The organism is Microcoleus sp. D3_18a_C4, assembly GCF_036702415.1.
Lineage (GTDB): Bacteria > Cyanobacteriota > Cyanobacteriia > Cyanobacteriales > Microcoleaceae > Microcoleus.
The window spans coordinates 1-26,877 of record NZ_JAUBTI010000061.1 but is presented as its reverse complement, the minus strand read 5'-3'; the positions used below and the strand labels follow the sequence as shown (position 1 = coordinate 26,877).

Here is a 26,877-nt window from a genome sequence, read left to right as displayed (position 1 = left end):
ATTGAATATAATAGAATTATATCGACATCGGTGAAAAGATATGTCTCAATCTGTAGTGCCAGTTGTTGAATCCAAGCAAATTGATACTTCACCCACCTTGACCTTTGAAGAATACCGATTTTATCAAACTGATTCCGATCTACAATATGAACTGTACAAAGGCAAATTAATTCCGATGCCAACCGCAACAGTTTTACATATCAAAATTTGCGAATATTTAGTTTACCAATTGCAGCGTTATCTAGCTGAACACAATCTTGACTTAGTAGCAAAAACAGGCCTGGGAGTAAGAACAGAAGAAGATATCTCTCGGATTCCTGATGTAGTTGTTTGCACTCAAAGTCTTTTGGAACAAGCTGCTGCTAGACCAGGTTCTGGTATCCTCGATTTTGAGGAAAAGCCCCTGTTAGTCATAGAGGTAGTGAGTCAAAATCGGCGCGCCGATTATGTGGTTAAACGAGCTGAGTACGAACTAGCTAACGTACCTGAATATGTAATTGTTGACCCTACACCTAACAAAGAACTGGTGCGAGTTTTAGCCTTTCCTGAAGGTGAAGACATCTATACACAAACAGATTTTGTGCCGGGGCAACAAATGGTGTCTGTAGTATTTCCTAATCTGACATTATCAGTGAATGAAATACTTTGTCCGCCATTAGTTGAAGGGTTGATTAAAGCAGAACAAGCTCGGTTCCAGGAACTTGAGCAGCAAGCTGCGGTGGAGCGCCAACGGGCTGATGAGCAGGGCCAACGTGCTGAAAGATTGGCGGCGAGGTTGCGAGAATTAGGAGTAGATCCCGATCGCATTTAGGAGCTGGGATTACCCACAAGTCAGGAGTTAATTGTTATTAGTTATATCCAATCTGTTAGGAGCGGAATTATTCAGATATCTATGCTCTTCATCTGCGTGAATCCGCGTTCATCCATTGTCATCTGCGGTTGCAAAATTCTCTTTTTTTAACCGCAGATACAGGCAGATTAACACAGATTAACGCAGATGAGTTAGATATATCGATCGGGCTTGATACTGTGCAGCTATTCAACCCAACGCACCCGCACAAAATGAGCTTCGCGTCCCCAGAAGTCGTGACTTACAGTAATATCAACAACACTCAAATTAAACGGAATAGCAGTTGTGACGTAACGCTGAGCCAGAGATCCCACATCAGGAGCTAACTGAGCCGCAGCAGCAGCCGCTGCACCCAAACCTAAAAGTTGCAGAATCGGCCCGCGAGGCAGGGCTAAATTGATACCGACAGCAAGGCCTGCCGTTAGCAGCATTGCCACCGACAAATTCGTGCCACAGCGGGGATGTACAGCTAAATCCCACTCTCCGCTGGCAATCCGCTGCAAAGCCTCGCGCACTGCCTGACGCAACTGTGCAATGTTAACGTGACCATAAAGATAAAACCCTTGGTCTGTGGACATTCCGCCCAATAACTCATTATCGGCTCTTGCTGTCGCCGTACCGCCAGATTGGCCCAGTACCCAAACAGTAGCGTGTTCCAAAGCATGAACTTGGCGCAAAGTCAAGACTTCCTTCAAACCGGGCACAAAATTGAGTTGTCGCAACAAATCAGCATCTTGAGTCCGCTGCGGGGCAAAGTCGAAGGGAAACTGGCCGGTGCGGCCGGAAGCTGAAGCAGTAGTTGTCATATCAAAACGCCTCCATTAACTCCATTAAGTGAATATTTAACATTAGCAATTCGGTTGAGAAAAAGCCGATCGTAAATTATCAATAGTTGTGACTTTAAAACCTAGCAAGGGCAGGTTTTGTGCAAAAATTATTAGCCATCAACCTGCCCTTACTAATAGATCGCACTTATTCCCAGTTTATCGTTCGAGCCGCTGGCCGTCGCGGAACACTCCCGGAAACCGCCGGCCACTGGTATCGATAATTGTGCCTTTGCCGTGAGGCAATCCCTGGCGGAACTCTCCCTGATAGCGGATACCGTTAGAAAACGCGCAGCTACCCCTAGCATCAAGTTCTTCATTAAAGAACTGTCCCGAACACCGGGTACCGTCCGCGCGGGTGAAAACCCCCGCACCTAAAGGCTTGCCCCCTAAAAATTGGCCGACAAAGCGATCGCCGTTAGCAAAAATGAATTGCCCCTGTCCAGTCGGCGTACCCACTTTCCAATCCAGAGAAAACGGGCCTATATAGCGATCGCCATTAGTAAAAATAGCTGTCCCGGAGCTGATTTTGCCATCTCGGAATATGCCCTCGACGCGGGCGTCGTCGTTAAATATAAATTGTCCTCGACCGTTTGGCTGGCCGAGACGGAATTGCCCCTCATAGCGATCGCCGTTGGAGTATATGTATACCCCAGTGCCACTGGGCAAACCGTTAACGAACTGTCCGATGTAGCTATCGCCATCGTCGTAATCGCACCTGACCCTACCTGTAGCGATAGCTGGCACGCAGCGACCGGTTTTAGCTCCTGTCCCTTGCGCCATTGATGGCAAGGGATAAGTCGCGTAACTCCCAATTCCCAACACTGATGTAACTAATAGAGCGATTCCACTGGTTTTAAAACGGGAAATCATTAACAAAGTCTCTCCTATACGCTTCTGGATATTATTTTCCTTCGTCATTTGTCTTTTGTCCGATTTCTTGTCAACAGTGGCCTGAAAAACTGAATTTATCCTTTAGGAAACTCCCGGTTTGCCGTTGCGAAATACCCCCGGAAAGCGCCTGCCGCTAGCATCGATCATCGTTCCGACACCGTGAGGCACTCCCTTTCGCAATTCTCCTTCATAGCGCGTACCGTTGGGGAAAGTGCAGGTGACACTAGCGTCTAGTTCTTGATTAAAAAATCTGCCGGAACAGCGAGTGCCGTCTTTGCGTACTAATACCCCTGGGCCAAAGGGCGAACCTGCAAAGAATTGTCCTTCGTAGCGATCGCCGTTGGAGTAAAAAAATTGACCTCGCCCTGCGGGTTGGCTGCTAATAACATCAGTCTGAACGTTCCTGACGACTGCGAACTCTCCGACGTAGCGCTCGCCGTTGGGGAAAACGACCGTCCCCGATCTCATTGTGCCGTCTTGGAACACGCCTGTGTAGCGGGCATCATCTTTAAAAATGAATGTCCCTCTACCATTTGGCACTCCATTCCGAAATTGTCCTTCGTAGCGATCGCCATTAGCGTACACGTAGACTCCGCTGCCGTCGGGCAGGCCGTTAACGAAATTTCCCTCGTAGTTATCGCCTCCCTCGTAATTGCATTTCACTCTTCCCGTAGGAGGGTTTCCTTGGCAGAAGGGAGAGCGTTTTTCTTCTTCGGGTTTTGCCTCTGGTGTTGGCTCTGGTTGTGGTTGAGCCATTGATGGCTGGGGATTCAAGAGATTAGTGGCGCTGCCGATACAAGAAGCAACTAATATTACCATCCCTAATTTTTGAATTGAACTGAGCATGGGAAATCTCCTTTGACTGCAATTAGTGATAGAGCTTTTACAAAAGCTAAGACTCGCTGAAAAGTCTTCTATTTTTTAATCCCTAATGTTTCTTCCCAGAAGCGACTAACTCACTCTATATTAATTTTACCTTCAGATTCGATATCAGCCATAAATGCAAAAAGGCAAAAATTAGAGTTTTTGCCCTTAGCATTTTTCATGCTTTAATGTCAATTTTCAGCGCCGCGTTGAGCTATTCGGATTTGACAGACGGCTAATAACTGCATTGGCGGGTTTTTGCTCGCGACTTGCAGGTTTTTCGCCCACACCTTTGGCAACCTCAACGCCGTTTTCCTCTAGGATTACGACTGGATCTGCTCCGGGCTTGATATCCACCCGCTTGACCAACACTTGCCCGTTAGACAACCGCTGCCCTACTTTGACATATCGGCTGGTTGGTTCATTCGGTACTTTGACAATCACTTGCGTCTCGTTACCAACTTTTACCACCCCGCTGACTTCAGTGCCTGTAGCGAGGTCAGTAGAAGGTGGTGGCGGCGGTGCAGGAACTACTGGGATCTGCGGAGGAGGTGGGGGATTGGGGTCTCTCCACTGGGCCGGGCGCTTGTCTACTGGCAGTTCCGGCAGATCCGGCACTCCTATGGGTCTAGCTGCAATTGGCTGGGGCGGGCGCGGGGGTGCAGGACGGCGCGGATTCCTACCCGTAGTTGGTGGTGAAGTTGGACGGCGGCCGAATTGAGGCGGATTGAGTCCCGGAACTTGGGGCGGCAAGCCAATTTGCGATCCATCGCCTCCCGGCAGGCCTGGCTGTCCAGGGGGACTGCCGAATTGAGGCGTATTGAGTCCCGGAACTTGGCGCGGCGAGCCAATTTGCGCGCCTTCGCCTCCAGGAAAACCAGGCTCTCCGCCGCGACGGCCCAATTGAGGCGCATTCAGCCCCGGAACTTGGCGGGGCGAGCCAACTTGCGCGCCTTCGCCTCCCGGCAGAGAAGGATCTCCGGGGCCCGCTGCTATTAACGGAGATCCCGCTGGGCGACGCCCTACTGGCGGGGGGTTTAGCCCAGGCACTTCTGGCAACGAAGCTAATTGCCGACCCAGGGCCTTCTCGCCTTCTGGCTGACGATTTGTCGGGGTTTCGGATAGAACTGGCAGAAGAGGCGCTTTTGCGATTGTTCGCGCCTCATAGTCTTGATCGCGGAGGGCTGCATCAAGTCTATTCTTGCCCTGCCGCCAAACTGCTTGCAGCAAATTTATGCGCGTCACGCAGGACAGTTCCCCCCTTCTTACTGTCGGCGGTCGATATACCTCAATTGCCTCGGCAATTTCCGGCACGATGGAACACCGGAGAGCATCAGGAGGCGATTTTTCTCCGTAAATATCCCACAAGTTTGAGGCTGTGACATATTCACCCAGGGCCTTTTCTATTCTTCTGAAGAATGGTCGGTTAGTTAGAAGTAACTCTCGTCTGGTTGAATTCTTTGCTCCTTCTCTTCCGTAAATAGTAGTAACCAATGTACCCAGATCTGTACCGTACTCAGATTTTTGTGTGGTGTCGTCTAGCAGAGCCTGAAGCGTCCTGAATTCGCTGACAACGCCTCTTGCTGTCGGGCTGAGATTGATTTGGGGAGCGGCCGGGCCTCTGAGCTTAGTTCCTCCAATTTGGACGGGGCGGGATAGTTCTGGCAGTTTAGGTATCATCGCCACCTGTCGCTGTGGCAGTTTGGGCAAAGGATTGGCTGTCATCGGCCCTGCTGGGACTCCGCCGGGGATATCGCCAACTCCGGGAGGGTTTTGAACTGCGATCGGCGGCAGTGGCCCAAAGGGGTCTACCTGAGAAGGATTGGCTGTCACAGGGCCTTGCGGCACCGGCTGAAGCGGAAGCGTTGGATTCCTGTTTTTGTTGTCGCCGATATTTGTTTGAGCCTGTCTTGCTCGTTCGTCTGGGTTGGTCGATCGAATTAACCCTGGAGGCTGGGCGGCTACTATTGGAGACTGGAAAGTCTGACCTGCTGGGGTGGGGCTGGCTCCGGCAGCCGGAGACGGAGAGGCTGCACTCGGGCTGGGGCTGGGGCTGGCTGTGTTGCTGCCCTCGCCACCGCAGCCTGCGATCGAGAAAGCTAGTAGTCCTATAGTTGCAAAATATAAAAGTTTGTGCATTGCCGATCGCCCCCAAATGCTTAATTTCAAGATATGCAACAAGGCTCTGCAATTACAGCCAGTTGCCGTTTATTAGTTTATCTGTGTTCGATGTTATGCGATCGCTTAACAATTGCCAACTTTTCCTGACGATCCGATCGGGCTCTTCGGCCGCTGGGTTTTCTGGAGCGGGTTAGGATATCAATGGTGGCCGTTGTTCGACATATTGAATTAATTAAGGTATTTAGATAATGGCAAAAGTGATTCTCAAGCGGATTTGGCGATCGGGCTTTGTTTTTGCGATTGTTTTGGTGGGTGTGGGATCGGTGGGGGGCGGCGAGGTGCTTTCTGATTCACATCAGCCAGAAACCCAGGTGATGACATTGGTTCCCGATGTGAGTTCCCAGCAGCACGCGCGGCGGAGCTATCCTGCAGGGAATCGCACTATAACGCGATCGGGATTGACAACTGGCCAATTGTACTCTCAGTTTTGGAACCCATCCAATCGTGGTGCCAAACCCCCAGCAAATCAACGGGCGAAGCCACCGGGGAATCCACAGGTATTTCAAGCTAAAATCAAGCGTCGCGCTGGCGGGACGCCGGTGATTGATGTGGTATTTAACGGCAACAAGACTTTTGAGATGATTCTCGATACCGGGGCGAGCGGCACTTTGATTTCTCAGCGGATGGCTACTGCACTGGGAGTGAGGCCGGTGCGTACCATCAGAGCGGGGATCGCTGACGGTAGCGTTGTCGAGTTCCCGATCGGCGTAGTGCGATCGATTCGGGTTGGGGGTGCTGCGATCCAAAATGTCGAAGTGGCGATCGCCAAACAAATGCCAATAGGTCTGCTCGGTCACGATTTCTTTGGCAATTACGATGTCAAAATTAAAAAAGATGTTGTAGAATTTTATGTCCGCTGAAAGTGAGCCGATTCGGAAACGGATTTTTGCTCAACTGGTTTAAAGTTATTCCCAGCCCAGTCAAAGCTGTTTAATCTCTTCCTTGAGGCAGTAGTAAAAGTCCGCCATCTGTGGTATTCTTTTTAGTGTTTCAATAGCAACCTACCGTTGAACAATTCGTCAGAAACCTCAGCCTAAAGGCGTGAGGCTTGAAAGAGAAATCTAACAGGCCATTCTGACCAGACTAAGCTTTAAATAGCTACGTTATTTAGGTCACGACACCCGCTTGATGCGAAGCTAGTCCCTTGCTCTGTCGCTAGTGGTTAAACAGTCTTAAGGTCACTGAGACAGTGCTGCTAGCCGGCGCAAGCCTTTATAACTTTGTCGAAGCTAACTTTACCCCAGAAATGGGAGTTTGGGGCAACCATTCCCCAAAAATCGGAGAGGTTGCATTAAATTCCCTCTCCGAACCCGAAAGGGGATTTAATTCAATGTAAAGCCGTCCTATAAGGACGGGGCTTCAGACCCAGTTTTTTGGTGAAAATGCGGCCGCAAAAGCAGGGTCGCTGTTGGTGAGATCGGTAACAGCCTCCGATGGTGCATTCACAGTACAGGGCAAGGCAATCAATTAAACAATTCCCAAAGCAGGTCGAAATTAGTTCCCAAAATGCTGTGGCTAATGGAATTTTGGTGGGCTTTGTTCCGCCGGAGCTTAGAAAATATGTAAACTGATTAGCGGAAGATGTTCCGCAAAATCGGAAATCATGAAAATCGAGAAATTAATTATTGTAAATAAGGTATTCGCATGGCACAAGCGTCTGTATCTCCTGTAGTGCTGATTATTCTAGACGGCTGGGGTTTTAGTGAAGAAAAAGACGGAAATGCGATCGCCGCGGCAAAAACACCCGTGATGGACAGTCTCTGGGCCGCTTATCCTAGCACTCTGATTCACACATCGGGTCGGGCGGTAGGGCTGCCAGACGGGCAAATGGGTAACTCAGAGGTTGGTCACTTGAATCTGGGCGCGGGCCGCGTCGTTCCTCAAGAGTTGGTGCGGATCTCGGATGCAGTCGAAGATGGTTCTTTGCTCAAGAATCAAGCGCTGGTTAAGCTTTGCGAGAAAGTCCGCGCCACGGGTGGCAAGTTGCACCTGACTGGTCTTTGTTCTGAAGGCGGGGTTCATTCCCATCTCAGTCATATTAAGGGTTTGCTGCAATTAGCAAAGGCACAGGGAATTTCTGATGTTTGCATTCACGCGATTACTGACGGTCGCGATACTACTCCGAAAGAGGGTGTCGAAGCTCTAGGCAAGATTGAAAGTTATATCGCAGAGGTAGGGGTCGGTCGGATTGCGACCATTAGCGGCCGCTACTACGCGATGGACAGGGACAAGCGCTGGGATCGGGTGCAGCGCGCTTACGAGGTGATGACGACTGAGATTGCGCCTGACGGTCGATCGGCTGTGGATGTGTTGCAGGCCTCTTATGCTGAAGGAGTGACCGACGAGTTTGCAGTTCCGACTCGAATTGCGCGGGGGGCCGTGGCATCCGGGGATGGGATGATTTTCTTCAATTTTCGCCCGGACAGGGCTAGAGAATTGACTCAGGCTTTTGTATCTCCCGATTTTAAGGGGTTTGAACGGCAGTTAATTGAGCCGCTGGCGTTTGCGACTTTTACTCAGTACGACCCCAAACTCTCGGTAATGGTGGCTTTTGAACCGCAGAATTTGAACAATATTCTGGGCGAGGTGATTTCTAAGCACGGTTTGCAGCAGTTGCGGACGGCGGAAACTGAAAAGTACGCTCATGTGACTTATTTTTTTAATGGGGGTCTGGAAGAGCCTTTTATCGGGGAACACCGCGAGTTGGTGCAGAGTCCGATGGTGGCGACTTACGATGAGGCGCCCCAGATGTCGGCGGACTTGGTGACGGATGGGGTGGTGACGGCTTTGGAAAAAGGCATCTATTCGTTGATGGTGATTAACTACGCTAACCCGGATATGGTTGGTCATACCGGGAGGATGGATGCGACGATAATTGCGATCGAAACTGTGGATAAATGTTTGGGGCGGCTGTTGAGCGCTATTAGTAAAGCTGGGGGAACGGCAATTATTATTGCTGACCACGGCAATGCTGAGCAGATGTTTGACGAGGACGGGAATCCTTGGACGGCTCACACTACTAACCCCGTGCCGTTTATTCTGGTAGAAGGTGAAGGTCTGAAGATTCCGGGTCACGGAACGGATGTTCCTCTGAGGGCGGATGGTTCTTTGGCGGATATTGCGCCGACGATTCTGGAGCTGTTGAGGTTGCCTCAGCCCCCGGAGATGACGGGACGTTCTATGATTGAACCCGCTAATTTTGAAGTTCGCGCCAATCGCACTCCGGTGCGAGTCCGATTGTAGTAGGGACGCAGGATTAGGGACAAAGGCGCCGTGCAGTGGTGTCAATTTAAGCTGTCATCCGCCCAGTCCTCCCGCCTATCCGGTAGTCCGCCAGGGAATGAATTCCCTGTCTAATAGCGAAAGTCCTCTCAAGAGGACTAATGAGTTTAAAAATTCGGCGTTTCTGAATTGGGGTATGAAATTGGTAGGGGCAATCCCCCTGTGGTTGCCCCACCGCTGACAGCGTAAGCACTTAGAATTACCCCATCAGGCAAAATCAAACTTAGATTCAGCAGCACCAAAAATTCTTCTTTTCAGTCCTCTTAAGAGGACTTTCGCTTTGAGGCAGGGAATTCATTCCCTGCCGGACTGCGGGTTTGACGTTAAGTTGACAACAATGGGCACGATGCCGTGTCCCGGAGGAGATTGTGCGCGATCGACCAAATTTGATATCATAATAAATTACCGATTACTAATTACCAATTCCCCCCGATTATGAATATTGTTGCTGTGTTACAAGTTATCTGGTCTTTGTCTGCTTTAGGACTTGTGATTTTTGTGTTGCTGCACAGTCCTAAAGGCGATGGTATTGGAGGGATTGGCGGACAAGCTCAATTGTTTACCAGCGCCAAGAGTGCAGAAACAAGTCTGAACCGGATTACTTGGGGTCTGTCTATTGTTTTTATGGGTTTGACTGTTATTTTGAGTGCTGGTTGGTTGACGCCTAAGTTATAAGATTCGGATTTTTAACCACATGAGTTCACGGGCGAGACGCCCGTGCCACATTAGCTCACGGGCGAGACGCCCGTGCCACATGAACTCACGGGCGAGACGCCCGTGCCACATAAATAAATATTGTGGGGAGTAGGGGTTGGGCTTCTAGCCCGCCCTAAAGATGAAATTTAAGTGCGGTTGCAAAAATGCGGTTGGGGAAAGTGACATTAAAACCTCGATTGCTGGCTGGTTTGGGATTGGCTTTATTTTGTTTTAGCCTGATAGTTTTTACTCAGGTTAATACTCCGGCGGCGACTCTTTCTTCTCTCCCGAATAGTTTTCCGCCTCCACAGGTTCATCCTTTGCCACCAACGCTGGCCAATTGGCAAGATTCCACCGATAGCGGGGATTATTTTGACCAGGTTAAGCCACCGAATTTTGGTCATTTGTTGTGGTCTAAGTTTCCGATTCAGGTTTATGTTGAGCGTCCAGTTGGTGCTAATAAGTCTGAAGAATGGATGGCGGCTGTGTTGGATGTGGTGCGGGAATGGGGGGTTTATTTGCCTTTGGAAGTGGTGGATAGTTCGGAGGTGGCTGATATTAGGATTTTACGTCGGGCTCCGCCTTTGCGTCAAGGGGTTTTGCGATCGCGATCTGGAGAGGCTACCTATGAATTATATGCCCGTCGCGATGGGGATAAAACTGTGTTATCTCATCGGTTTTCGGTTTATTTGAATCCGAATCAAGTGGGTAAGTATATTCCGGCGACGGCGCGGCACGAGTTGGGTCACGCTTTGGGAATTTGGGGCCACAGTTTGATGGAAACTGATGTGCTTTATTTTTCTCAGGTGAGAAATCCTCCGCCTATTTCTGCGAGGGATGTTAATACTTTGAAGCGGGTTTATGAACAGCAGACTCGGTTGGGGTGGGAATTTCAGAGACTGGGCGATTGAAATCGCATCTAGACAAACGAAGTCCGCGATAGTTAATAGTAAGGTGCGTCAGATCCCGAAATCCTCGATAGTCGTTCTAGAACTTCGTCTGACGCACCCTACAAGGGGAGCATCTCAGTTTTGCATTTACAGTGCGAGCGTCCCCGCTCGCGTATTGTACACGCGAGCGGGGACGCTCGCACTACAATGAAAAAAATGCTTTTTACAAAACTGAGATGCTCCCCCCTACAAGTCGATGATCGTGTGATAGTTGGCTTTAGCCCTAGTTATAAAGAACACGATAATTAATAGGAAATATCAGACAAATGAAAGATGAATGTTTTGGGATTGTGCCGATTTTTGGAAAGGAAGCTGATGCTTTGTTTTTGTTGATTCAACATCAAGCGGGACATTGGGCGTTTCCGAAGGGTCACGCGAATCCGGGGGAATCTCCTGCGGAAACGGCAAGGCGGGAATTTGAGGAGGAAACAGGTATATCGGATTTTGAAATGCTTGATGAGCCGAGTTTTACGGAACACTATTCTTTTGTTAAGGATGGGGAGCCGATTGAAAAGAGTGTCACTTATTTTTTAGGTTTTGTCAATTCGATGGAAGTTGTTTTGCAAGAGGAGGAAGTTCAAAATTCTGCTTGGCTTTCTTTTGAGGAAGCTGTTACACGGATTACTTTTGATGCAAACCGCTTAATGTTTGGGGAAGTTAAGGCATATTTGGATAGCAGGAAGTTAAGAGTCGGCGGTTGAAACCCATCCTCTACAAAGGAAGTCTCTCTCTAAGAGATTAAGAAAATATAAGACGGATTTGGTATAAGTTCGGATAGTAAAACCCGGTAACTTTTGCGATACCGGGTTTATTAAGTGTCAGATTCTATGGGCGACTTCTGCCGCCAATCTGAGGTTATTTTTTGATTTTCTGCGCTTCGGCGTGGTGTTGCAAGCGAGAGAAAACGTTGTATGCGTCGGGGCCCGGAGTATCGTGTTCGCCAGAGCCGTCCATAGGGCCGTCAATGGCTTTCCAAGCAGGAATTCCGCCTTTTAGTTCGGCTACTTTTTGAAAGCCTGCAGTGCGTAGAAGATTGGCAGCTTCGGCGGTTTGTTGGTCGTTTTCGCCGTAGATGTAGATGTCGCGGATGGGTTCTAGGCTAGCTTTGGCTCGCTCTACTAAGTCTTCCATTGGCATCATTGCGGCGCCGGTAATGTGGCTTTTGGTGAAGCTTTCAAAATCACGGGCGTCGATGATTGTGAGTCCGGGTTCGCCCCAATCTAAACGGGCTTTGAGGTCGTGGCTAGATGCTTGAGCTTTTAAACCAGGAGGGGTGGGAGTCAAATCTGGAAGTTTTTCTTTGATGTCGGAAATTTGATCGGGAATAGTTTTCATGGGTAAAATCTTGTTCAATGTTTTGATTGCCATTGCAATGTAACAAGATGTGTAGGTTGAATTCGTCTTTCTAAAGACTGAATCGGGCATTGAACTAAAGTCGCAGTTAAGCTGGGTTGCGGGTTGTTAGCTGCGGTTGGGATCGCTACATTTGTTGAGGTTGCTAGAGCATAGCGGGCTGTGCTTCAGATGGTTTCGATCGCATTTGGTGCAGAGAAGTTGAAGTGCGATCGCTCGTTAGATTCGGTATTTTATCAAAGAATTCAATTTTAGTCAATCCCTATTATTTTTAAATGAAATTTGCATAAGTTGTGCGTAGCCTCGCGCGGATTTTTGCGGAAAAGTTTAAATGTTGGCCAGGAAGGTTTCTGGTAAAATCTAAGAGTAAAAACAAGTATTTAAAGGTATGAATATGTCTGAGAAAGATGAAATTCCGGTGTCTAACACTTTGACACCGGAAGAGCAAGCGGTGTGGGATGCGAAGGCGAAAGTTCGGGTACTGCTGAATTTGTGGGATTTGAGCGGCGGGAAGATGAAGGTGAAAAAGGGGGATTTGACTAAGCGGATTGTTCGCACTAATGAGACGAGTCAGAGATATCTGGGAGTGCTCGGCGAGTTGCAGGCGACTGGGGCGATCGAGTATTCGCTGGTAAATCGGGTGACGCTGGTGGAATTGAGCGCGAAGGGGAAAGAAGTTTTAGCGGAAGGCTTGAAAAGTAAGGATTCTCTGTTTGAGTTTGATGGTTCTCAAATTGGTACTCGGCTGGGAAATTCTTTGTTGAAGTGGATTCGGCATCAGGATAGTGCGGCAAGTGTTGGGGTTGAGAAAGGGAAGGGGGATGTAGGGGCGATCGCATCCTATGAGGATTTTAAGGCTGTGGCGATCGATGTGTATGACAGCTTGAACCGGGATTATAACTTAGACGATTTGGTGCCGATTTATCGGATGCGTCGGGCGATCGGCGAAAGGGTAGGGCGATCGGAGTTCAATGAGTGGCTGTTGGAAATGCAGGCTAATGATATTTTTCAGCTAATAGGTGGTGAAATGACAGACATCACGCCCGATAAAGCTGAAGATTCCATCAAAACTGCACTTGGTGCAATTCGCTATTATGCCAAACGGCTAAATTCCTAAAATTGACCTAAATCCTTTTGTAAATTCGTTAACCTCACACAAAAACCATGACTAATTCTTCTTTTTCTTCGATTGAAGACCTGAACGCGGCTCTTTTAAATCAAAATCCATTTGCTAAACCTCCTTTTCTCAATGCTGGTGATGTTTGGGGTCAGGAATTCTTCGATGTTGAGACAATAAATGCCCACGCCTCTAATGCTGTATTTCAGGCACTAGCTCAAATTCGTGCTGGTCACTACAAGACTACTTCCATCGCTATAACTGCTCAAGATGGAACAGGCAAAACTCACATTATTAGCCGCATTCGCCATCGCCTGCAGGAGCATGGCGGGGGCTTGTTTGTCTACGCTAATAAATATGGTAATATCAGTCAAATTAAGCAAGGATTTCAGCGAATATTGGCTGAGAGCCTTGGAAAGATTGGTAGAGATGGGGTGAGACAGTGGCAAGAACTAGCAACGGCAATGGCTAACAATGCTTTAAAGGTTTCCAAACCCAATGCTAAAGTTTTTTATCCTCAAGAATTATTGGCCAAATTTAAGGCAGGCACGCCCAAGCAACTAAAAAAGTGGGTTAAGGATCTAACAAAAGCATTTCTGCAAGCGAAAACTGTTAACGATCCTGATATTGTCAAGGCAATTTTTTGGACACTCTCCGACGAGCAATCACTTTATGCAATCAAATGGTTAGAGGGTCAAGAACTTGCTAAATACAAAGCCGATGAGTTGGAACTACCAACTCAATGCCAATCTTTTGAGGCGGTTTTGCAAATCTTAGATTTGATTAGTGAGTACAAGGAACTGGTCATTTGCTTTGATGAGTTAGACACGCCTGATGCCTACGACGATATTAGTGGCTTACACATCAGTCAGATTGTTGCAGGACTAATCAAAGATTTGTTCCAAAATCTAAACCGGGGTTTGATACTGAGTGTAATGATGCCCCCTCAATGGAGCGATAAAATTAAGAAGCTACCTGGTGGAGTGTTCACTAAGGTTTCGGTTCAGGGAAATCCGATTGACTTGAAATACATGGATGGAGAATCAATTCTTAACTTAGTTAGCTTTTGGTTAGACAAATATTATGAACGGCAAAACTTAATTCCTCATGAGCCAATTTATCCATTCACTCAAATTCAACTTAGCGAGCTTGGCAAAGGAAAACCCACTGCTAGAGAGGTTTTGAAGTGGTGTAAAGAAAATTGTAATCCTCCTATTTCTACGGGTGAAGGCACTAAAAATACCGAGATTTCTAATCCCGTTGAACTTGCTTTTGTCAAAGAGCTAGAGGAAGACATAGGAATTTATTTAGAAGATAATTATCTGCTTGCTGATGCTATTTTATTTGGCTTTCAGAGTTTGATTGGTCAGACGGTGGAAAGGGTAACTGTTCAGGAAGCCACAGATAAAGTTAAGAAACGTGGAGGCAAGGATGATTACATCAATTTCAAAGTAATTGGCAAAGACAACGGAAAAGATGTAATCATTGGAATAGCAGTGCTTCAGTATGCTGGTGGAAAAGGGTTAGGCTCGGGTTTAAAAAGGTTAAATGATTACCAAACTTTTAATTTAACTCGCGGTTGTTTGGTTCGTTCCCAGAGCAAAAAGATTACTTCATACATGGAGCAAAAGTATCTTGTACCGCTCATTAAACAACAAGGTGGAGAATATGTCCCACTGAAAGAAGATGAAATCAAACCGCTGTTAGCTATTCGGGCTGTTTATCAGAAGCGCGAAGTAGATTATGGGGTTAGTGAGGAGCAGATTTTCAATTTTATTGCAGAAAAAGGTGCTGAGAAAATGCTAGGGGCTAGCAACCCCTTGCTTAGAGAGATTCTGAGCGATCCGTCCTATCAGGTTCCTACCGATTTGATAGAAGATGAACCCGTTGCTGTAGCAGAGTCTATTATGGATGATCTATCTGATGCAGAAGAATTAGATAAGTCGTGCGATAATTTACTCGGCGAGTTTAATTAAGGCTTCATAAACTATCAACTTCATATTGGGACAAATACTCTCATGTCGCTAGTCAACATTGACAAAGCTATCCGTTTGCCTGCCCCAGACGTAGAAGCTTTAATCCAAGGGCGAATGATTGCAGCCATAGTTTGGCGAACGTTTAATCCGGGAGAACAATATGCACTTTATCCAGCCGATAATTCTAATATGCCCTTGATGAAACCTAAGCAAATGAGCTTGTTTCCAGAGTCAGGTCAATTAGAACTCCCCCTAGTAGTTTTAGATAAAGTTTCGATCAAAGCTTGGGCTAGGTGCGAATTGTGCCAAATGATAAATGATCCTGAATCATTAGAGGCTTTGTCGCAATTAACAGTCTGGAAAACAGAGGCATTACAGCAAATTCTCCAGCAGCGTCCTTTTATTTTTGTAGCTTACCTGCGGGTTTATTTGCTACCTCAGCCGCTGGAAATGCCAGTGCATCCCAGCGGCAATTTTGTACCTTTGCCAAAGTCCCTAAATGTTACTGATTCTTCACCTGTGTTGAGCGAGTCTATCTTTGCCAAACGCAGTCAAAAGCTGAAAAACCTAGAGCCGCCAGAACATCCAGAATTGGAAGAGTTGCAAAGTGCATTAGTGCATTTATCCACCACCAACCCAAAAGCCAAACAACTAGAGGCAGAAATCAAAATGTTTCTAGGTTGGTCGGAAAAATTACCCACAACACAACCAGACCCGGATTTAGCATGGATAAGTGCGATCGCACAAATCGGAAACTCTAGCGATGGTAATACATTTGAAAAGTTAGTCCGCAAAAGTTTTATCAAGCTAGGTTTTGCCAATTCTAATACCAATCCGAAAGCTAGTCTCAATCCAGAATCAACAGGCGGCGCTGGTGGTTTAGACTTTTATTGCGAGACTCCATATCCAGTAGCGGGAGAGTGCAAAGCTAGCAAACATGAAAGTGTACCTAATAGTGTCACCGCTCAATTGGTTCATTTAGGCTTGACTCACTTGGGTCAAGATAAGTTCGATCGATCCGTTAAAATTATTTTGGCGGCTGGGCCTTTAACTAATCCAGCTAATCAAGCAGCTATTGGTAGTAAAATGAATGTAATTCGCCCGGAAACATTGCAAAGATTAGTTGAATTGAAAGCTAAGCAACCAGGTTCGATCGATTTATTACAGTTAAAACCTTGTTTGGAACAACAGCCGTTTGGTGAGGAAGCCGATGCTAAGGTTAATCGCTATATTGACGATGTGCGGGAAAAGCTTAAAGTGCGATCGCAAATCATACAAGCAGTGAAACAACTTTGCTCAGATAGCGACTTTCCAACGGTTGTTGAGATTAAAGTTCAATACAATGCTAGATTTGCCGCCACTGATTCTAAGCTGACAAACGAATCAGTAAAGGATTTGACTATAGAACTTTCTTCACCGCTGACTGGTTACTTAGGGCGAATTAAAGGAGATAATTCGCAAAGCGATCGCTTTTATTTCCTGCGCGATTTGTCCCTAGATGATTGAGATACGTCAAGGGCGATTCCCTTCGGGAGAGCTTCGCTTCACGTACTTTATCCAATTTCCTACACAGCATCAGGATCTACGCCCAACTCCCGCAACCTCGCCGCCAATCTTTCAGCTTTCTGCAATTGAGCTTGTTCTGCCTTAATTAACCCTTCTACCAATGGCGGATCTAAAATTGCATTTACTGATAATCTCAGATGGGGAAATACTACTGATTCCATTTCTTCACCCGGCAAGTAATTTACCTCTGTATAAATGTCATCACCTTCGAGAAATGCCATAACTCGCACCCGTGGGCTGGTTTCGGCTGGGTCAAGAATCACATATTCCGGCACGGTAAACGCATCTAAATTAATTGGACAAAAACGTAAATTTGTGCATTACTAAAAACTAATCCCCAGGGGCGATCGCTCTTTTTTGTGGGAGGCTGCTGGGACTTAATCTATTTTTATCAACAAAGCTCGCTTTTTGAGGATGGCGAGGGCGATTCACTTAGCCAAAATATATTATCTAGTTGACTACAAAAAACTTGACTATGCTTGAGCATAGCTGCTTAATCATTGTAAATCTAATTGTGATTCGCTACTTATTAAATTTACTGTTAACTAAGGCAAATTCTACTTTCTTGAGAGGCCAAATTCTGCATCTATAACTGTGAACCAAACTATAAAGTTATTTTGGCCCTTGGCAATTACGTAGCCGCTAAAATGTGGCTCTTAGAAGATGAATATTGTCAAATTTTGCCCACTGCTGCTTGATGTTGGGCCTGAATCCACCAGCCAAAGCTCGATCGCACTCCCTGCAACCTCGATCGAGATTCTCGCCCCATAGCCCAATTGTAAAGTTTTGTGACAATTTTAATTTGGTAGCTTTAGATACAGAATTGTCTGTTATAGTGATAGAAGAGAAGAAAAAACAAGCCCAACATTAATCTAAAGAATACCGAGGAACCCCCTATGTCTACCGAAAATCAAGCTCGCTCTCTGATGATGCGCCACCACCAACTTGTGAAGAACCGCCAGCAATCCATGCTCAACCGCACCGCCAGCGAAGTCGGGATGGAAGATACGCACTACTGGGGTCACATTCAAGGCAAACCGCAGCCCAGCTTTCAAGCCAGTTACGATCGCAGCAACGCCACCATGAGCTAGGGCAAGCTCAATTTCCTCAATTGCCTACGCAGTTATCAAGAAATTGGGTCTAAAACCCCGTCCTTCTAGGACGGCTTTGTATTAAGATGGATGTGCCAAGGTTAAACTCCATCACCATCGTGAAACTGTTAAGACACACTTTTAGGTGTAAAAATTGGGCACAGTGCTGCGAAAACACTTAAAACAGCGAGAGAATCAACGCATTCTCTGTACCAGAAAATACATCATTTGGTTTAAATCAATTAAGTAGGGTAGGGCATACCCGAACTCTAGGTTCGTATCCTAGTACGCTTTTGGAGATAGACCCTCTGGGGTTGCTGTGAATTAGGCTCGTCAATTGGTGTAATTGCACGGTTGAAAAGTTTAAAGATTGCCGAAAGGACATAGTGCTTAAAGGTCAGTCGATGAATTAAGAATCCCTACGCCTTTAGGCTAGGGAGTGTCAAGTCCACTCAAGAACAAGCCCGCAACCTGATGATGCGCCATCAACACGTCGTCAAAAACCGTCAGGAATCCATGCTGAGCCGTGTGGCTGCTGAAGTGGGTTTAGATGCTGGTTCTCCAGCGAATATCGATCGCAAATAACTCGTTTTTTCAAAGGCGAGATAGTTGAATCGAGTTTGTTCTTTGCCAGCTAAAAATTAATAATGTCAATTACAAAACCGTCGCGACTTCTTCTTGAGTTATAACTCTAGATTGGAAGCCGCGATTAGTTTTATGGGGAATTGGGAATGGGGAATGGGAAATTGGGTTCAAAAGAATCTAAAATCTAAAATCTAAAATCTAAAATCGTTCGACTGAGCGCTCACGCCGAAGTCTAAAATCTAAAATCTAAAATCTAAAATCTAAAATGGTATAATCCCCTTTCAGCAGATTGAAGGCTACTAGGGAGGTCATCATGTCGGACTGGAAAGAAATTGACGGCGGAGTTACAGCACCCCGAGGGTATCGAGCATCGGGAATTACAGCGGGTTTGAAGCCTTCAGGCTTGCCAGATTTAAGTTTAATTTTGTCAGAGGTAGACGCGATCGCCGCCGGAGTCTTCACAACCTCCACTGTCCGGGCCGCTTGTGTGGACTACTGCCGCCAGCGTTTGCAAGCTAAACCCAGCGCGAAAGCAATTTTGTGCAATGCGGGACAAGCTAATGCTGCTACTGGCGAACAAGGTTTGGCAGATGCCCTCGAAAGTGCCAAATTGTTGGGAGAAGCGCTGAATATTCCTCCAGAATCTATTCTTTTGGCCTCCACTGGCGTCATCGGACAGCGGATAAAAATGGAGCCGCTGAGGGCGGGAATTCCGCGATTAGTTGCTGAGGCCTCGGAAACTGGTTCCGATGCGGCGGCTAAGGCTATTTGTACGACTGATTTAGTGCCGAAAACGATCGCCCTCGAAACCATGTTTGGCGATCGACCCGTCCGCATCGGCGGCATTTGCAAAGGTTCGGGAATGATTCACCCGAATATGGCAACAATGCTGGCATTTGTAACTTGCGATGCAGCAGTGTCATCGCATTTGTGGCAAGAAATGGTGAGTCGGGCGGCTAACAGAAGTTTCAATCAAATTACTGTTGACGGCGATACCAGTACCAACGATTCGCTAATTGCTTTGGCCAACGGCCAATCCCGCACACCGGCAATTACGGAAATGGGGGCAGATGCTGAAAAATTAGAGGCCATGCTGACAGAAGTTTGCGTGCATTTAGCAAAGGCGATCGCCCGTGACGGCGAAGGTGCAACTTGTTTGGTGGAAGTGCAAGTTAGTGGCGCGCTGGATGAAGTTTCTGCGAGTAAAATTGCCAAAACAATTGTCGGTTCTTCCTTGGTGAAAGCTGCTATTTTCGGACGCGATCCGAATTGGGGCAGAATTGCGGCGGCGGCTGGGCGCGCTGGTGTACCTTTCGATCAAGAGAATTTGCGGATTCAATTGGGGGATTTTTTGATGATGGAAAACGGACAACCGAAAGAGTTCGATCGCGCTGCTGCAAGTAATTATATGAAAGCGGCTGCGGAGGGGGAATATTTGAAGGCTGATACGGTTTTAATTCAGGTTAGTGTGGGGAATGGCAGCGGTTTTGCGAAAGCTTGGGGATGCGATTTGAGTTACGACTACGTGAAGATTAATGCCGAGTATACGACTTAAAAAAGTCCAGGCGGTTAGAAGTCCGCGCGGTTAGAAACCGCGCCTAAACAAACAAAACCAGACGAGATCGGGTTAAACTGAGATGTTGCACCATTTTCAATAAGCTGTTTAGGAACAGGCAAGATGCCTGTTCCACAAGAAAATTTAATTTTTGTGGAACAGGCATCTTGCCTGTTCTTGAGAATGGTGCAAGATGTGAGGTTAAAGGCAAATTTCACACAATTTAAACTTAATTTCCCCCCAGGATTAGAAATTAAAAAATCTGAAACTTTTACTCACCGAGTTAATCTCAGCTTTTTTGCTCCTCATTTTAAAATCGCTGAAGCCCTTACCAATATCAGCTTTTTAGGATTTCAACAAAAGAGCGCTAAAAATCTTATTCAGACTAAGTTTCAAGACTTTTTAAGCTTATTATTAATAAGTCTAATATCAAGTTTGAAAACACGCCCTAACCAAAACTATCGGAGACAAACACATAGCCGCCGCCATATCCAACATTATCATCCACTAATATTAAGCCCTCGTTACCCTGCGGATCGCCACTCTGAGCAAGTCCATAATTCACCACGCGCAACAACCGCTGCGGCGTAAACGATTCTAATTCCACAAAATTGCCTGCATCCAGCCATGCTAGTTCTTCTGCTGTTAAACCTTGCCTTACAGCATCGGGTAGTTGACGGGCGGTTTGTGCCATTGTTTGAGATTGCTGCACAAACATATCGCGGGTTGCTAAGATTTGACGCGGAGAAATGCCTAAATCAAAAATCGTCACCGCTTGATTCGCAAACCAGTTTGGACTGGTTCGTAATTGATGTACCAAGCCAACTCCAGCAGGGCTCGCATTGTGCAGTGCATAGACTTTTAAATCGGTATTGCGCCGCAGCATTTCAATCACGGTACTGAAGATGCTTTGGGGATAGCCACTAATACTAAGAATCGCGCAGTTGTTTTCAAAATGGACGTTGTTGGCAATGAGGAATTGAGCTATTTCGTCAGTGTCACAGATAATTGCGCGATCGAAACTGTAGGCGCTGACTTCGCGATCGATGCTGGCGGGCAAAGCCTCTTGACGAGGTGCAGGGAGCAGTTTTTCTAATGTGCCGTTTACTGTTTGCCAGTCTCGCAGCCATTTATCGCTTTGCGCTTGATTGACAAGAAATTCTTCACCAGTTATCTGTGGGCGTTTTTTTTGTGAAATGCCGAGCCAGTAGGAAAATAGCCCTAGTGTAATCGCTACAATGTATCCTGAAGAATAATCAAATATTAGGCTTCCTGAAATGCCCAGCACTAAAATAATTCCCCCTAAAATCTGGAGGTTTTTAGCATTATTTCTTCTGCCGCGAATACCTTGAGCAGGAGATTTGCTGTAGTGGAACAATAGCCCTATCCAAATCAAATTGTAGAGAGCGAAGGGAATAACAACTGCGAATTGTGACGGTAAAATAGCAGAAGCCCAGTTAATGCCGAAGATGCCCATAAATACGCTAAACAAGAAGTAGGTCAAAATCCAACTGGTTTCTGGCGTGCGAGATTTAAGCTTTTGGTCAATAAAATACAAAAACTGTTTGTGCGTAAAAAACAACATATTTTGGCTGGCAATATTTTCGATCGCCTTTTTGAAAAACGGATCGGTGAATGCCAACTTTTTATCAGTGACGGTAGTGGGTTCAAAGACAAACGGATGGTTGCACTGTTTGCAGCGACCTGAGTTCGTGGTACGATCGCTCAAAATGTTGTCTGTTTGACACTGGACGCATTTCATTCCCATTTCGGTTACTCCTGATTGATTTAATGGATTTATATCGTTGACGGTTGTTTTGGAAGGATTTTACCGCAGAGGCCGCAGAGGACGCAGAGGAAGAGAAGAGAGATAACTTCGTTACAACTGATATCTTGCACCATTGTCAGCAACAGGCAAGATGCCTGTTGCACAAGAGAATTTATTTATTGTGGAACAGGCATCTTGCCTGTTTTTGAGAATGGTGTAACATCTCCGGTTTAAAATACTTGCCCGTTTAATAAAATAGAATAGTCTTCTCGCTGTCGAATTAATCGATCGCCCTTAGCATCAATCAACACCTCAGCAGGGCGGGGGCGGTGCAGAAAATGTGACGACATCGCATAGCCGTAAGCCCCGCTATCCAAAATCGCGATCGCATCTCCAATTTGGAGTTTCGGTAGCCAACAATTGCGCCCCAAATAGTCGCGGGAATAAGTCGTGTTGCCGCAAATATCCGTTTCGTGTCGCGATACATCGTCGGTTTCCCAAGTTGCGATCGCCCGATAGCCCCCGTGCACCGCAGGCACCGATAGATTTGATACAGTCGTATCCACACCGACAATTTGCCTCACGCCCAACCACTTCACCGACACAACTTTCGCAAGCAAAACGCCACAACCTGCGATCGCCGATCGTCCCGGTTCAATCACCAACTCGATCGGGCGAGATAGCGCACTCAATCGTTCAGTAATCGCCGCACCAAACTCCCGCCAGTCAAACACCGCACCGCCTCGATAGGGATAGCCAAAACCACCGCCAAAATCGAGGGTTCGCCAATCGGGCAACAGTTGGGCGATCGCAATTAGGCGATCGATCGCCTGCGTAAAAGCACTCGTGGCGTTAGTTCCCGTCCCCCGATAAAAATGCAATCCGGTAATCCTCAACCCCTGCTGCTGCGCGATTTCGTTGGCTTTTTCAAATTCGGCCGCACGCACTCCAATGCGACTGTCTCCCGTCAATTCCGGTGAGTTGAGGCGCAGTCCAATTTCGGCACGGATCGATCGCGCTTGACTCCCGGAATATTCGCAAAAATCTTGGAGTTGCGACAGACTATCGAAGTTAAATCGATCGATCTTCCACTCGATCAATTGCTGAATATCCGCCCTGTTGAGGTTACTGCCGGTGTAGACAATGCGATCGCTCGTAAAACCCGCTTTCAGTCCCAAAAAAACATCCCCTGGTGTATTCGCGTGTAGCCCCCAACCAGCTTGCTGAATCAATTGCAACAGAGCAATATTGCCGTTGGTGACGCTAGCAAAATGAAACTGAACGTGCGGATAGTCGATCGATCGCGTAATATGCTCAAGAGTCTGACGGAGGATCTCGGCCTGATACACATATAAGGGCGAACCATAAGTTGACAAAAGTCGCTGGGCCATTGCTTCGGAGAACGGCGGCGAATGTATTTTGGTTTCATTCTGTAGCAAAGATTCAGTCATATAGAAGAAGTTCGGCAACGAGGAATGTACGGGATTTAACGGATGTAACGGGTTATATCAAGTCCGATGGATCTGTCTGATATAATTCCATATCTTGTAGGGGCGGGTTCACCAGTATTCTCAACTTCAAAGCCAACAAATTTATAAACCCGCCCCGCCCATATCAACAGTCAACAGTTAACAGTCAACTATCAACCATCAACCTCCTTCGATATTTCCAAATGCGTTGTCCGATCGCCGGTGGCAACCAAAACACATGATCGAGCGATCGCTTAACCGGAATTTCGCCTAAAACCTCGGTTCGCCATGCCTGCCACATCAGCAGCAGCCAGAGATTATTGCCAATATAGCGATCGCGCATTGCAACTCCGAGTTGTCCCGATAACATCGAGTCGGCCAAATGGGGCTGCCAGCAATTTTGCGATCGCAACAGATTCGGATTCAGCCGATCGCCGATCGCAGCCCAAAACTCCCGGTAATACCAAACCTTCAACGGCACACCCATCCCGCGCTTTTCCCGCCAGACAATTTCCGGTGGCAGCCAGCGTTCGGACGCTTTTTTGAGGATGTATTTTTCGCACGCACCTTGCAGTAGCAGCTCTCCTGGCAGTTGAAACGTCCATGCTGTGAGGTCGGGGTCGCAGAAGGGCGATCGCACCCACAAACCGCAAGCAAACGCCAATGCCGTTGCCCTCGGCTGAATATTTTGGGCACCTTTGAGCATCAGCGAAGCGCGCCGCAGCCTCGCTAGCAGGGAAGGACAGGTTTCGGGCTCGATCGCGTCTTGCAGGTAAACGCTCAAATCGTGAGACTGGATGCGATCGAGCATTTCTGGCGAAAAAATCTGTTTTTCATAACCATAAAATCGCTGAAACGTCCGCAAATACTGCTGTTCAAAGGTTTCTTTTCCCGCAGGATGTTCTGCACTGTAAACTCCGTGTGCAATCAAAGGCTTGTTTGTCCATCCGGCAAATAGCTGATCGCCATTCTCGCCATTGAATACAACTCGCACGTCTTGCGCCGCCGCCTGTTTGAGCAAAAACAGTGCAGCCGTCGTGCCGTCTCCATAGGGTAAATCGAGGGCTTTGGCGGTTGGCCCGATCGCCCGCAACACTGCATCGCCCGTCGCCGCCACTCGGATCAGCGGAATCTGAAAAAAGTCCGCCACCTGTTGGGCGTAGGGCAGTTCGGAATAGGCTTCGACACCAAAATCGAGGGCATAGGCGCGCACTTGCAAGCCTGCTTTCACTAGCAGCGCCGTCACCAGGGAAGAATCGATGCCACCGGAGAGTAAAACGCCTACGGGTTCGTCGATCGGCAAATCGGCCACTTGTCGATCGATCGCCTGTTGCAACAGCCCTTGCAATTGTGCGATCGCCTCATCTTCACTCCGCAGTAATTGGGGCGCTTCTTGCCAAGCCGATGGCAGCGATCTCACTTTCGGCAGATCCTTAATATCGGCCATTTCCCAAATCATCTCGCTTCCGGCTGCTACGGATGCAATTGGCTCGATCGGCGTTAACGGCGCGGGCACGTAGGAAAAACAAGCATAGCTGTGTAGGGCGATCGGGCTAATTTGAGGGGAAGCAATCAGCGGTAGCAGCAATTGCAGGCGCGTCGCAAACCAAATGGTTTCTCCCAACTGCATCCAATAAAGCGGCACTCGCCCAAACGGATCGCGCCCCAGCCGTAGCTGTTTCGCTTCTACCGCCGCCCAAGCATCTCCCGGTAAATCGGTTGGCCCAAATCGCCCGCAAGCATTCAGCGTCACTCTGTCAGCCGTGAGTACAGAGGCAGAGGCGATCGCCCATTCTGATAATTTGCCCTGCCGAATGCAGTAATCTGGGACTAAACGGCTGAGCGTTTTTGTGCAATCGCCATCTCCCCAGTAGCCGATAAAATGTGAAGGTTTGCCGATCGCACCCATTAGATATCTCCAATAATCATTGTGGAACAGGCCGGAAAGCCTGTTCAAAACAGGCTGTTTTTGGATAAGTCTATGTAGATATCTCCCATAATCATTGTGGAACAGGCCGGAAAGCCTGTTCAAAACAGCCTTTTTTGGATAAGTCTATTTATTTCACAGTAAAAGGTTCACTGCTAATGACGCGCCCATCCAGGGACATCCGAACTTCCCATTTGCCTGGGGCAGCAGCAGATCCGAGATCGTAAAAGCAGTGCGTATTCCAAACCGCAGTATCGATCGTGCGAGTTTGATACCTGGCCTGATGCACAGTTTGACCGCTAGGATTAATCCAGTCGCATTGCAGAGACAACTCATTGCCGATCGGAGCATTTTGCAACCTCACCTGATAGTAGATGCGGGGATTGATTTGACGGTTGACTTGAGTAAGGCTGTCACCGCCCTTTTGAGATAGCGCAATCCTGTCTTCTCCTCCCACAACTCGAGCAGTTTTTTGTTGCTGATTTTGCCCGAACAGCACGCCTATACCGATCGCAGAAATGACAACGGCTGTCGAGGCGATCGCGATCCAGCGGTTGCGTCGCTGCTGTTGTTCTAGGACTTCGCGGCGGCGCATTTGGGCGATCGCATCTTCTAAAAGCTCATCAGGAAGATTCAAGTCCCGTAAAATTTCTCTTACCTGATCTGGGGCCAATTCTAACTCGCGCTGCTGCGATAACTTGTCGATTTCAGCGATCACCTGTGCTAATTGAGTTTGAGTGAGTCGAGTTTCCATAAAGTTCTTTTCCCGTAAAAATTAGATATACAAATCACATTTCTCTTCTCTTCCTCCGCGTCCTCTGCGATCTCTGCGGTTTAATTACTCATATTATTCAATAAACAGCTTTCAAAGTCAACTCATAAAAATCATAACCTTAACCTCATAAAATTCATGTAAAAGCTATGGTAAGGTGCGTCGCTATCTATACTCTCCAATTTTTATTTAATATCTGACAGCGACGCACCCTACACATTATCGCTAAGTCCTCTATTTAAGAACCTCTATTATAAAATCAAGGCTGCTGCACTGTTCTATTTTCGTTTCAGTTAAAGGCAATTTGCCTGATTCTACTTTTTCCTGTTCTCGGTTCAACCAAATTGCGTTTAATCCCGCCTTTTTAGCACCGCAATAATCAGCCTTGAAGCTGTCGCCGATATGCAGCACCTTCTCGGCAATGCAATTGTGTTTCTGCAAAGCTGCGGTAAAAATTTGAGACTGGGGTTTGGCTGCACCAACTTCGGTAGAAATTGTCACTGATGTGAAATATTGAGCTAAATTTAGTGCTTTTAATACTGGATAAAGTCGCGAATCGAAATTCGAGACTACTGCTAATTCAATCCCTTGTTGCTGCCACTTATTTAATGCGGGCAATACGTCGGGATAGACAAACCAAGGTTCGGCGGTGGCAAAATGAGCGTAGAGTTCCGCAAAGAATTTGGGAAAGTCTGAGAATTGATTGAAAACGCCTGCTATTTGGAATGCTTTTGCGGAAACTGTTTGCCACCACTCAAATTCTAATTGGGGAATTTTTGCCGCTTCTATCCCTGGAAATGCCATCGGGCTTGCTGAGGCGAAGCTTTGGAAAAAGGCTGCATTTAACTCTTCACTCTTAACTGTTACTCCAAAACTATTGGCTAGTTTTCCGTAGACTTCGCCGACGCTGCCGCGAACGTCAAAGAGTGTACCGGCGGCATCTAAAAAAATTACTTTGGTCATTCGTTATTTGTTAGTTGTTATTTGTTATTTGTCAGGTTGTTCGGCGCTTGAAACCGCTACTATACAAACAAAGTCCGCCTGCGCGGACTAAGAAATACAGTTAACATTCAAAAATTAACGGGAGCATCTCAGTTTTGCATTTACAGTGCGAGCGTCCCCGCTCGCGTATTGTACAATACGCGAGCGGGGACGCT

At 47.2% G+C, this 26,877-nt stretch carries 22 protein-coding genes; 11 read left to right on the top strand and 11 right to left on the bottom strand.

The features are described 5' to 3' along the window. The first annotated feature begins 40 nt into the window (after positions 1-40). Positions 41-811, top strand: coding sequence for a Uma2 family endonuclease (locus QUB16_RS22350; RefSeq protein ID WP_333319490.1), 771 nt, complete (start codon positions 41-43; stop codon positions 809-811). A gap of 224 nt (positions 812-1,035) precedes the next feature. Here the strand turns inward: QUB16_RS22350 and QUB16_RS22345 are convergent, their stop codons facing one another. From QUB16_RS22345 to QUB16_RS22330, 4 genes are all read right to left on the bottom strand, one after another. Next, the gene (locus QUB16_RS22345; protein ID WP_333156566.1) at positions 1,036-1,656 is read right to left on the bottom strand and encodes a DUF6391 domain-containing protein; all 621 of its coding nucleotides are present in this window, start codon (positions 1,654-1,656) and stop codon (positions 1,036-1,038) included. Between the two features lie 177 nt (positions 1,657-1,833). Then, positions 1,834-2,547: an MORN motif-containing protein gene (locus QUB16_RS22340; RefSeq protein WP_333319514.1), complete on the bottom strand. Its 714-nt coding sequence runs from the start codon at positions 2,545-2,547 to the stop codon at positions 1,834-1,836. A gap of 102 nt (positions 2,548-2,649) precedes the next feature. Beyond that, entirely contained in the window at positions 2,650-3,414 is a 765-nt protein-coding gene (locus QUB16_RS22335) for an MORN motif-containing protein (RefSeq protein ID WP_333319487.1), read from the bottom strand. Between the two features lie 216 nt (positions 3,415-3,630). After that, positions 3,631-5,571 carry a hypothetical protein gene (locus QUB16_RS22330; RefSeq protein ID WP_333319485.1) on the bottom strand — a complete coding sequence of 647 codons (1,941 nt, stop codon included), beginning with the start codon at positions 5,569-5,571 and terminating at the stop codon, positions 3,631-3,633. 230 nt (positions 5,572-5,801) lie between these two features. Here QUB16_RS22330 and QUB16_RS22325 point away from each other — a divergent pair, with 230 nt between their 5' ends. The 5 genes from QUB16_RS22325 to QUB16_RS22305 all read left to right on the top strand — a co-directional run bounded on the left by QUB16_RS22325 (position 5,802) and on the right by QUB16_RS22305 (position 11,242). After that, a complete protein-coding gene (locus QUB16_RS22325; protein ID WP_333319483.1) occupies positions 5,802-6,473 on the top strand; it encodes a retropepsin-like aspartic protease in 672 nt (223 codons plus the stop codon). A gap of 784 nt (positions 6,474-7,257) precedes the next feature. Beyond that, positions 7,258-8,856 carry a 2,3-bisphosphoglycerate-independent phosphoglycerate mutase gene (gpmI, locus tag QUB16_RS22320; RefSeq protein ID WP_333319481.1) on the top strand — a complete coding sequence of 533 codons (1,599 nt, stop codon included), beginning with the start codon at positions 7,258-7,260 and terminating at the stop codon, positions 8,854-8,856. Between the two features lie 474 nt (positions 8,857-9,330). Next, positions 9,331-9,570, top strand: coding sequence for a preprotein translocase subunit SecG (gene secG, locus QUB16_RS22315; protein WP_333156560.1), 240 nt, complete (start codon positions 9,331-9,333; stop codon positions 9,568-9,570). A gap of 185 nt (positions 9,571-9,755) precedes the next feature. After that, entirely contained in the window at positions 9,756-10,502 is a 747-nt protein-coding gene (locus QUB16_RS22310) for a peptidase (protein WP_333319478.1), read from the top strand. A 305-nt stretch (positions 10,503-10,807) separates the two neighbouring features. Next, positions 10,808-11,242 carry an NUDIX domain-containing protein gene (locus QUB16_RS22305; protein WP_333319476.1) on the top strand — a complete coding sequence of 145 codons (435 nt, stop codon included), beginning with the start codon at positions 10,808-10,810 and terminating at the stop codon, positions 11,240-11,242. A gap of 154 nt (positions 11,243-11,396) precedes the next feature. Here QUB16_RS22305 and QUB16_RS22300 read toward each other — a convergent pair whose 3' ends face one another. Then, positions 11,397-11,876 carry a rhodanese-like domain-containing protein gene (locus tag QUB16_RS22300; protein ID WP_333319475.1) on the bottom strand — a complete coding sequence of 160 codons (480 nt, stop codon included), beginning with the start codon at positions 11,874-11,876 and terminating at the stop codon, positions 11,397-11,399. Positions 11,877-12,288: 412 nt separating this feature from the next. Here QUB16_RS22300 and QUB16_RS22295 point away from each other — a divergent pair, with 412 nt between their 5' ends. The 3 genes from QUB16_RS22295 to QUB16_RS22285 are packed head-to-tail and all read left to right on the top strand — an operon-like array spanning position 12,289 to position 16,493. After that, a complete protein-coding gene (locus QUB16_RS22295) occupies positions 12,289-13,011 on the top strand; it encodes a hypothetical protein (RefSeq protein ID WP_333319473.1) in 723 nt (240 codons plus the stop codon). A 47-nt stretch (positions 13,012-13,058) separates the two neighbouring features. Beyond that, the gene (locus QUB16_RS22290; RefSeq protein ID WP_333319471.1) at positions 13,059-14,987 is read left to right on the top strand and encodes a P-loop NTPase fold protein; all 1,929 of its coding nucleotides are present in this window, start codon (positions 13,059-13,061) and stop codon (positions 14,985-14,987) included. Between the two features lie 42 nt (positions 14,988-15,029). After that, positions 15,030-16,493 (top strand): DUF1802 family protein, encoded by a 1,464-nt coding sequence (locus QUB16_RS22285; RefSeq protein ID WP_333319469.1) that lies wholly within the window; start codon positions 15,030-15,032, stop codon positions 16,491-16,493. Positions 16,494-16,552: 59 nt separating this feature from the next. On the opposite strand, the gene QUB16_RS22280 is transcribed toward QUB16_RS22285, so the two are convergent. Then, positions 16,553-16,816, bottom strand: a complete 264-nt coding sequence (locus QUB16_RS22280; RefSeq protein WP_333319467.1) for a hypothetical protein — start codon at positions 16,814-16,816, stop codon at positions 16,553-16,555. Between the two features lie 633 nt (positions 16,817-17,449). Here QUB16_RS22280 and QUB16_RS22275 point away from each other — a divergent pair. Then, positions 17,450-17,644: a hypothetical protein gene (locus tag QUB16_RS22275; protein WP_333319466.1), complete on the top strand. Its 195-nt coding sequence runs from the start codon at positions 17,450-17,452 to the stop codon at positions 17,642-17,644. A gap of 898 nt (positions 17,645-18,542) precedes the next feature. Then, positions 18,543-19,784, top strand: a complete 1,242-nt coding sequence (gene argJ / locus QUB16_RS22270; RefSeq protein WP_333242249.1) for a bifunctional ornithine acetyltransferase/N-acetylglutamate synthase — start codon at positions 18,543-18,545, stop codon at positions 19,782-19,784. A 448-nt stretch (positions 19,785-20,232) separates the two neighbouring features. Here argJ and QUB16_RS22265 read toward each other — a convergent pair whose 3' ends face one another. The 5 genes from QUB16_RS22265 to QUB16_RS22245 form a co-directional block, all read right to left on the bottom strand. After that, positions 20,233-21,546, bottom strand: coding sequence for a hypothetical protein (locus QUB16_RS22265; RefSeq protein WP_333319464.1), 1,314 nt, complete (start codon positions 21,544-21,546; stop codon positions 20,233-20,235). A 236-nt stretch (positions 21,547-21,782) separates the two neighbouring features. After that, entirely contained in the window at positions 21,783-23,003 is a 1,221-nt protein-coding gene (locus tag QUB16_RS22260) for a decarboxylase (protein WP_333319462.1), read from the bottom strand. Positions 23,004-23,187: 184 nt separating this feature from the next. Continuing rightward, entirely contained in the window at positions 23,188-24,930 is a 1,743-nt protein-coding gene (locus tag QUB16_RS22255) for an asparagine synthetase B family protein (protein WP_333319460.1), read from the bottom strand. Between the two features lie 148 nt (positions 24,931-25,078). After that, positions 25,079-25,702 (bottom strand): DUF3859 domain-containing protein, encoded by a 624-nt coding sequence (locus QUB16_RS22250; RefSeq protein ID WP_333319457.1) that lies wholly within the window; start codon positions 25,700-25,702, stop codon positions 25,079-25,081. Between the two features lie 252 nt (positions 25,703-25,954). Further along, positions 25,955-26,683, bottom strand: coding sequence for an HAD-IA family hydrolase (locus QUB16_RS22245; protein ID WP_333319455.1), 729 nt, complete (start codon positions 26,681-26,683; stop codon positions 25,955-25,957). Positions 26,684-26,877 lie beyond the last annotated feature (194 nt).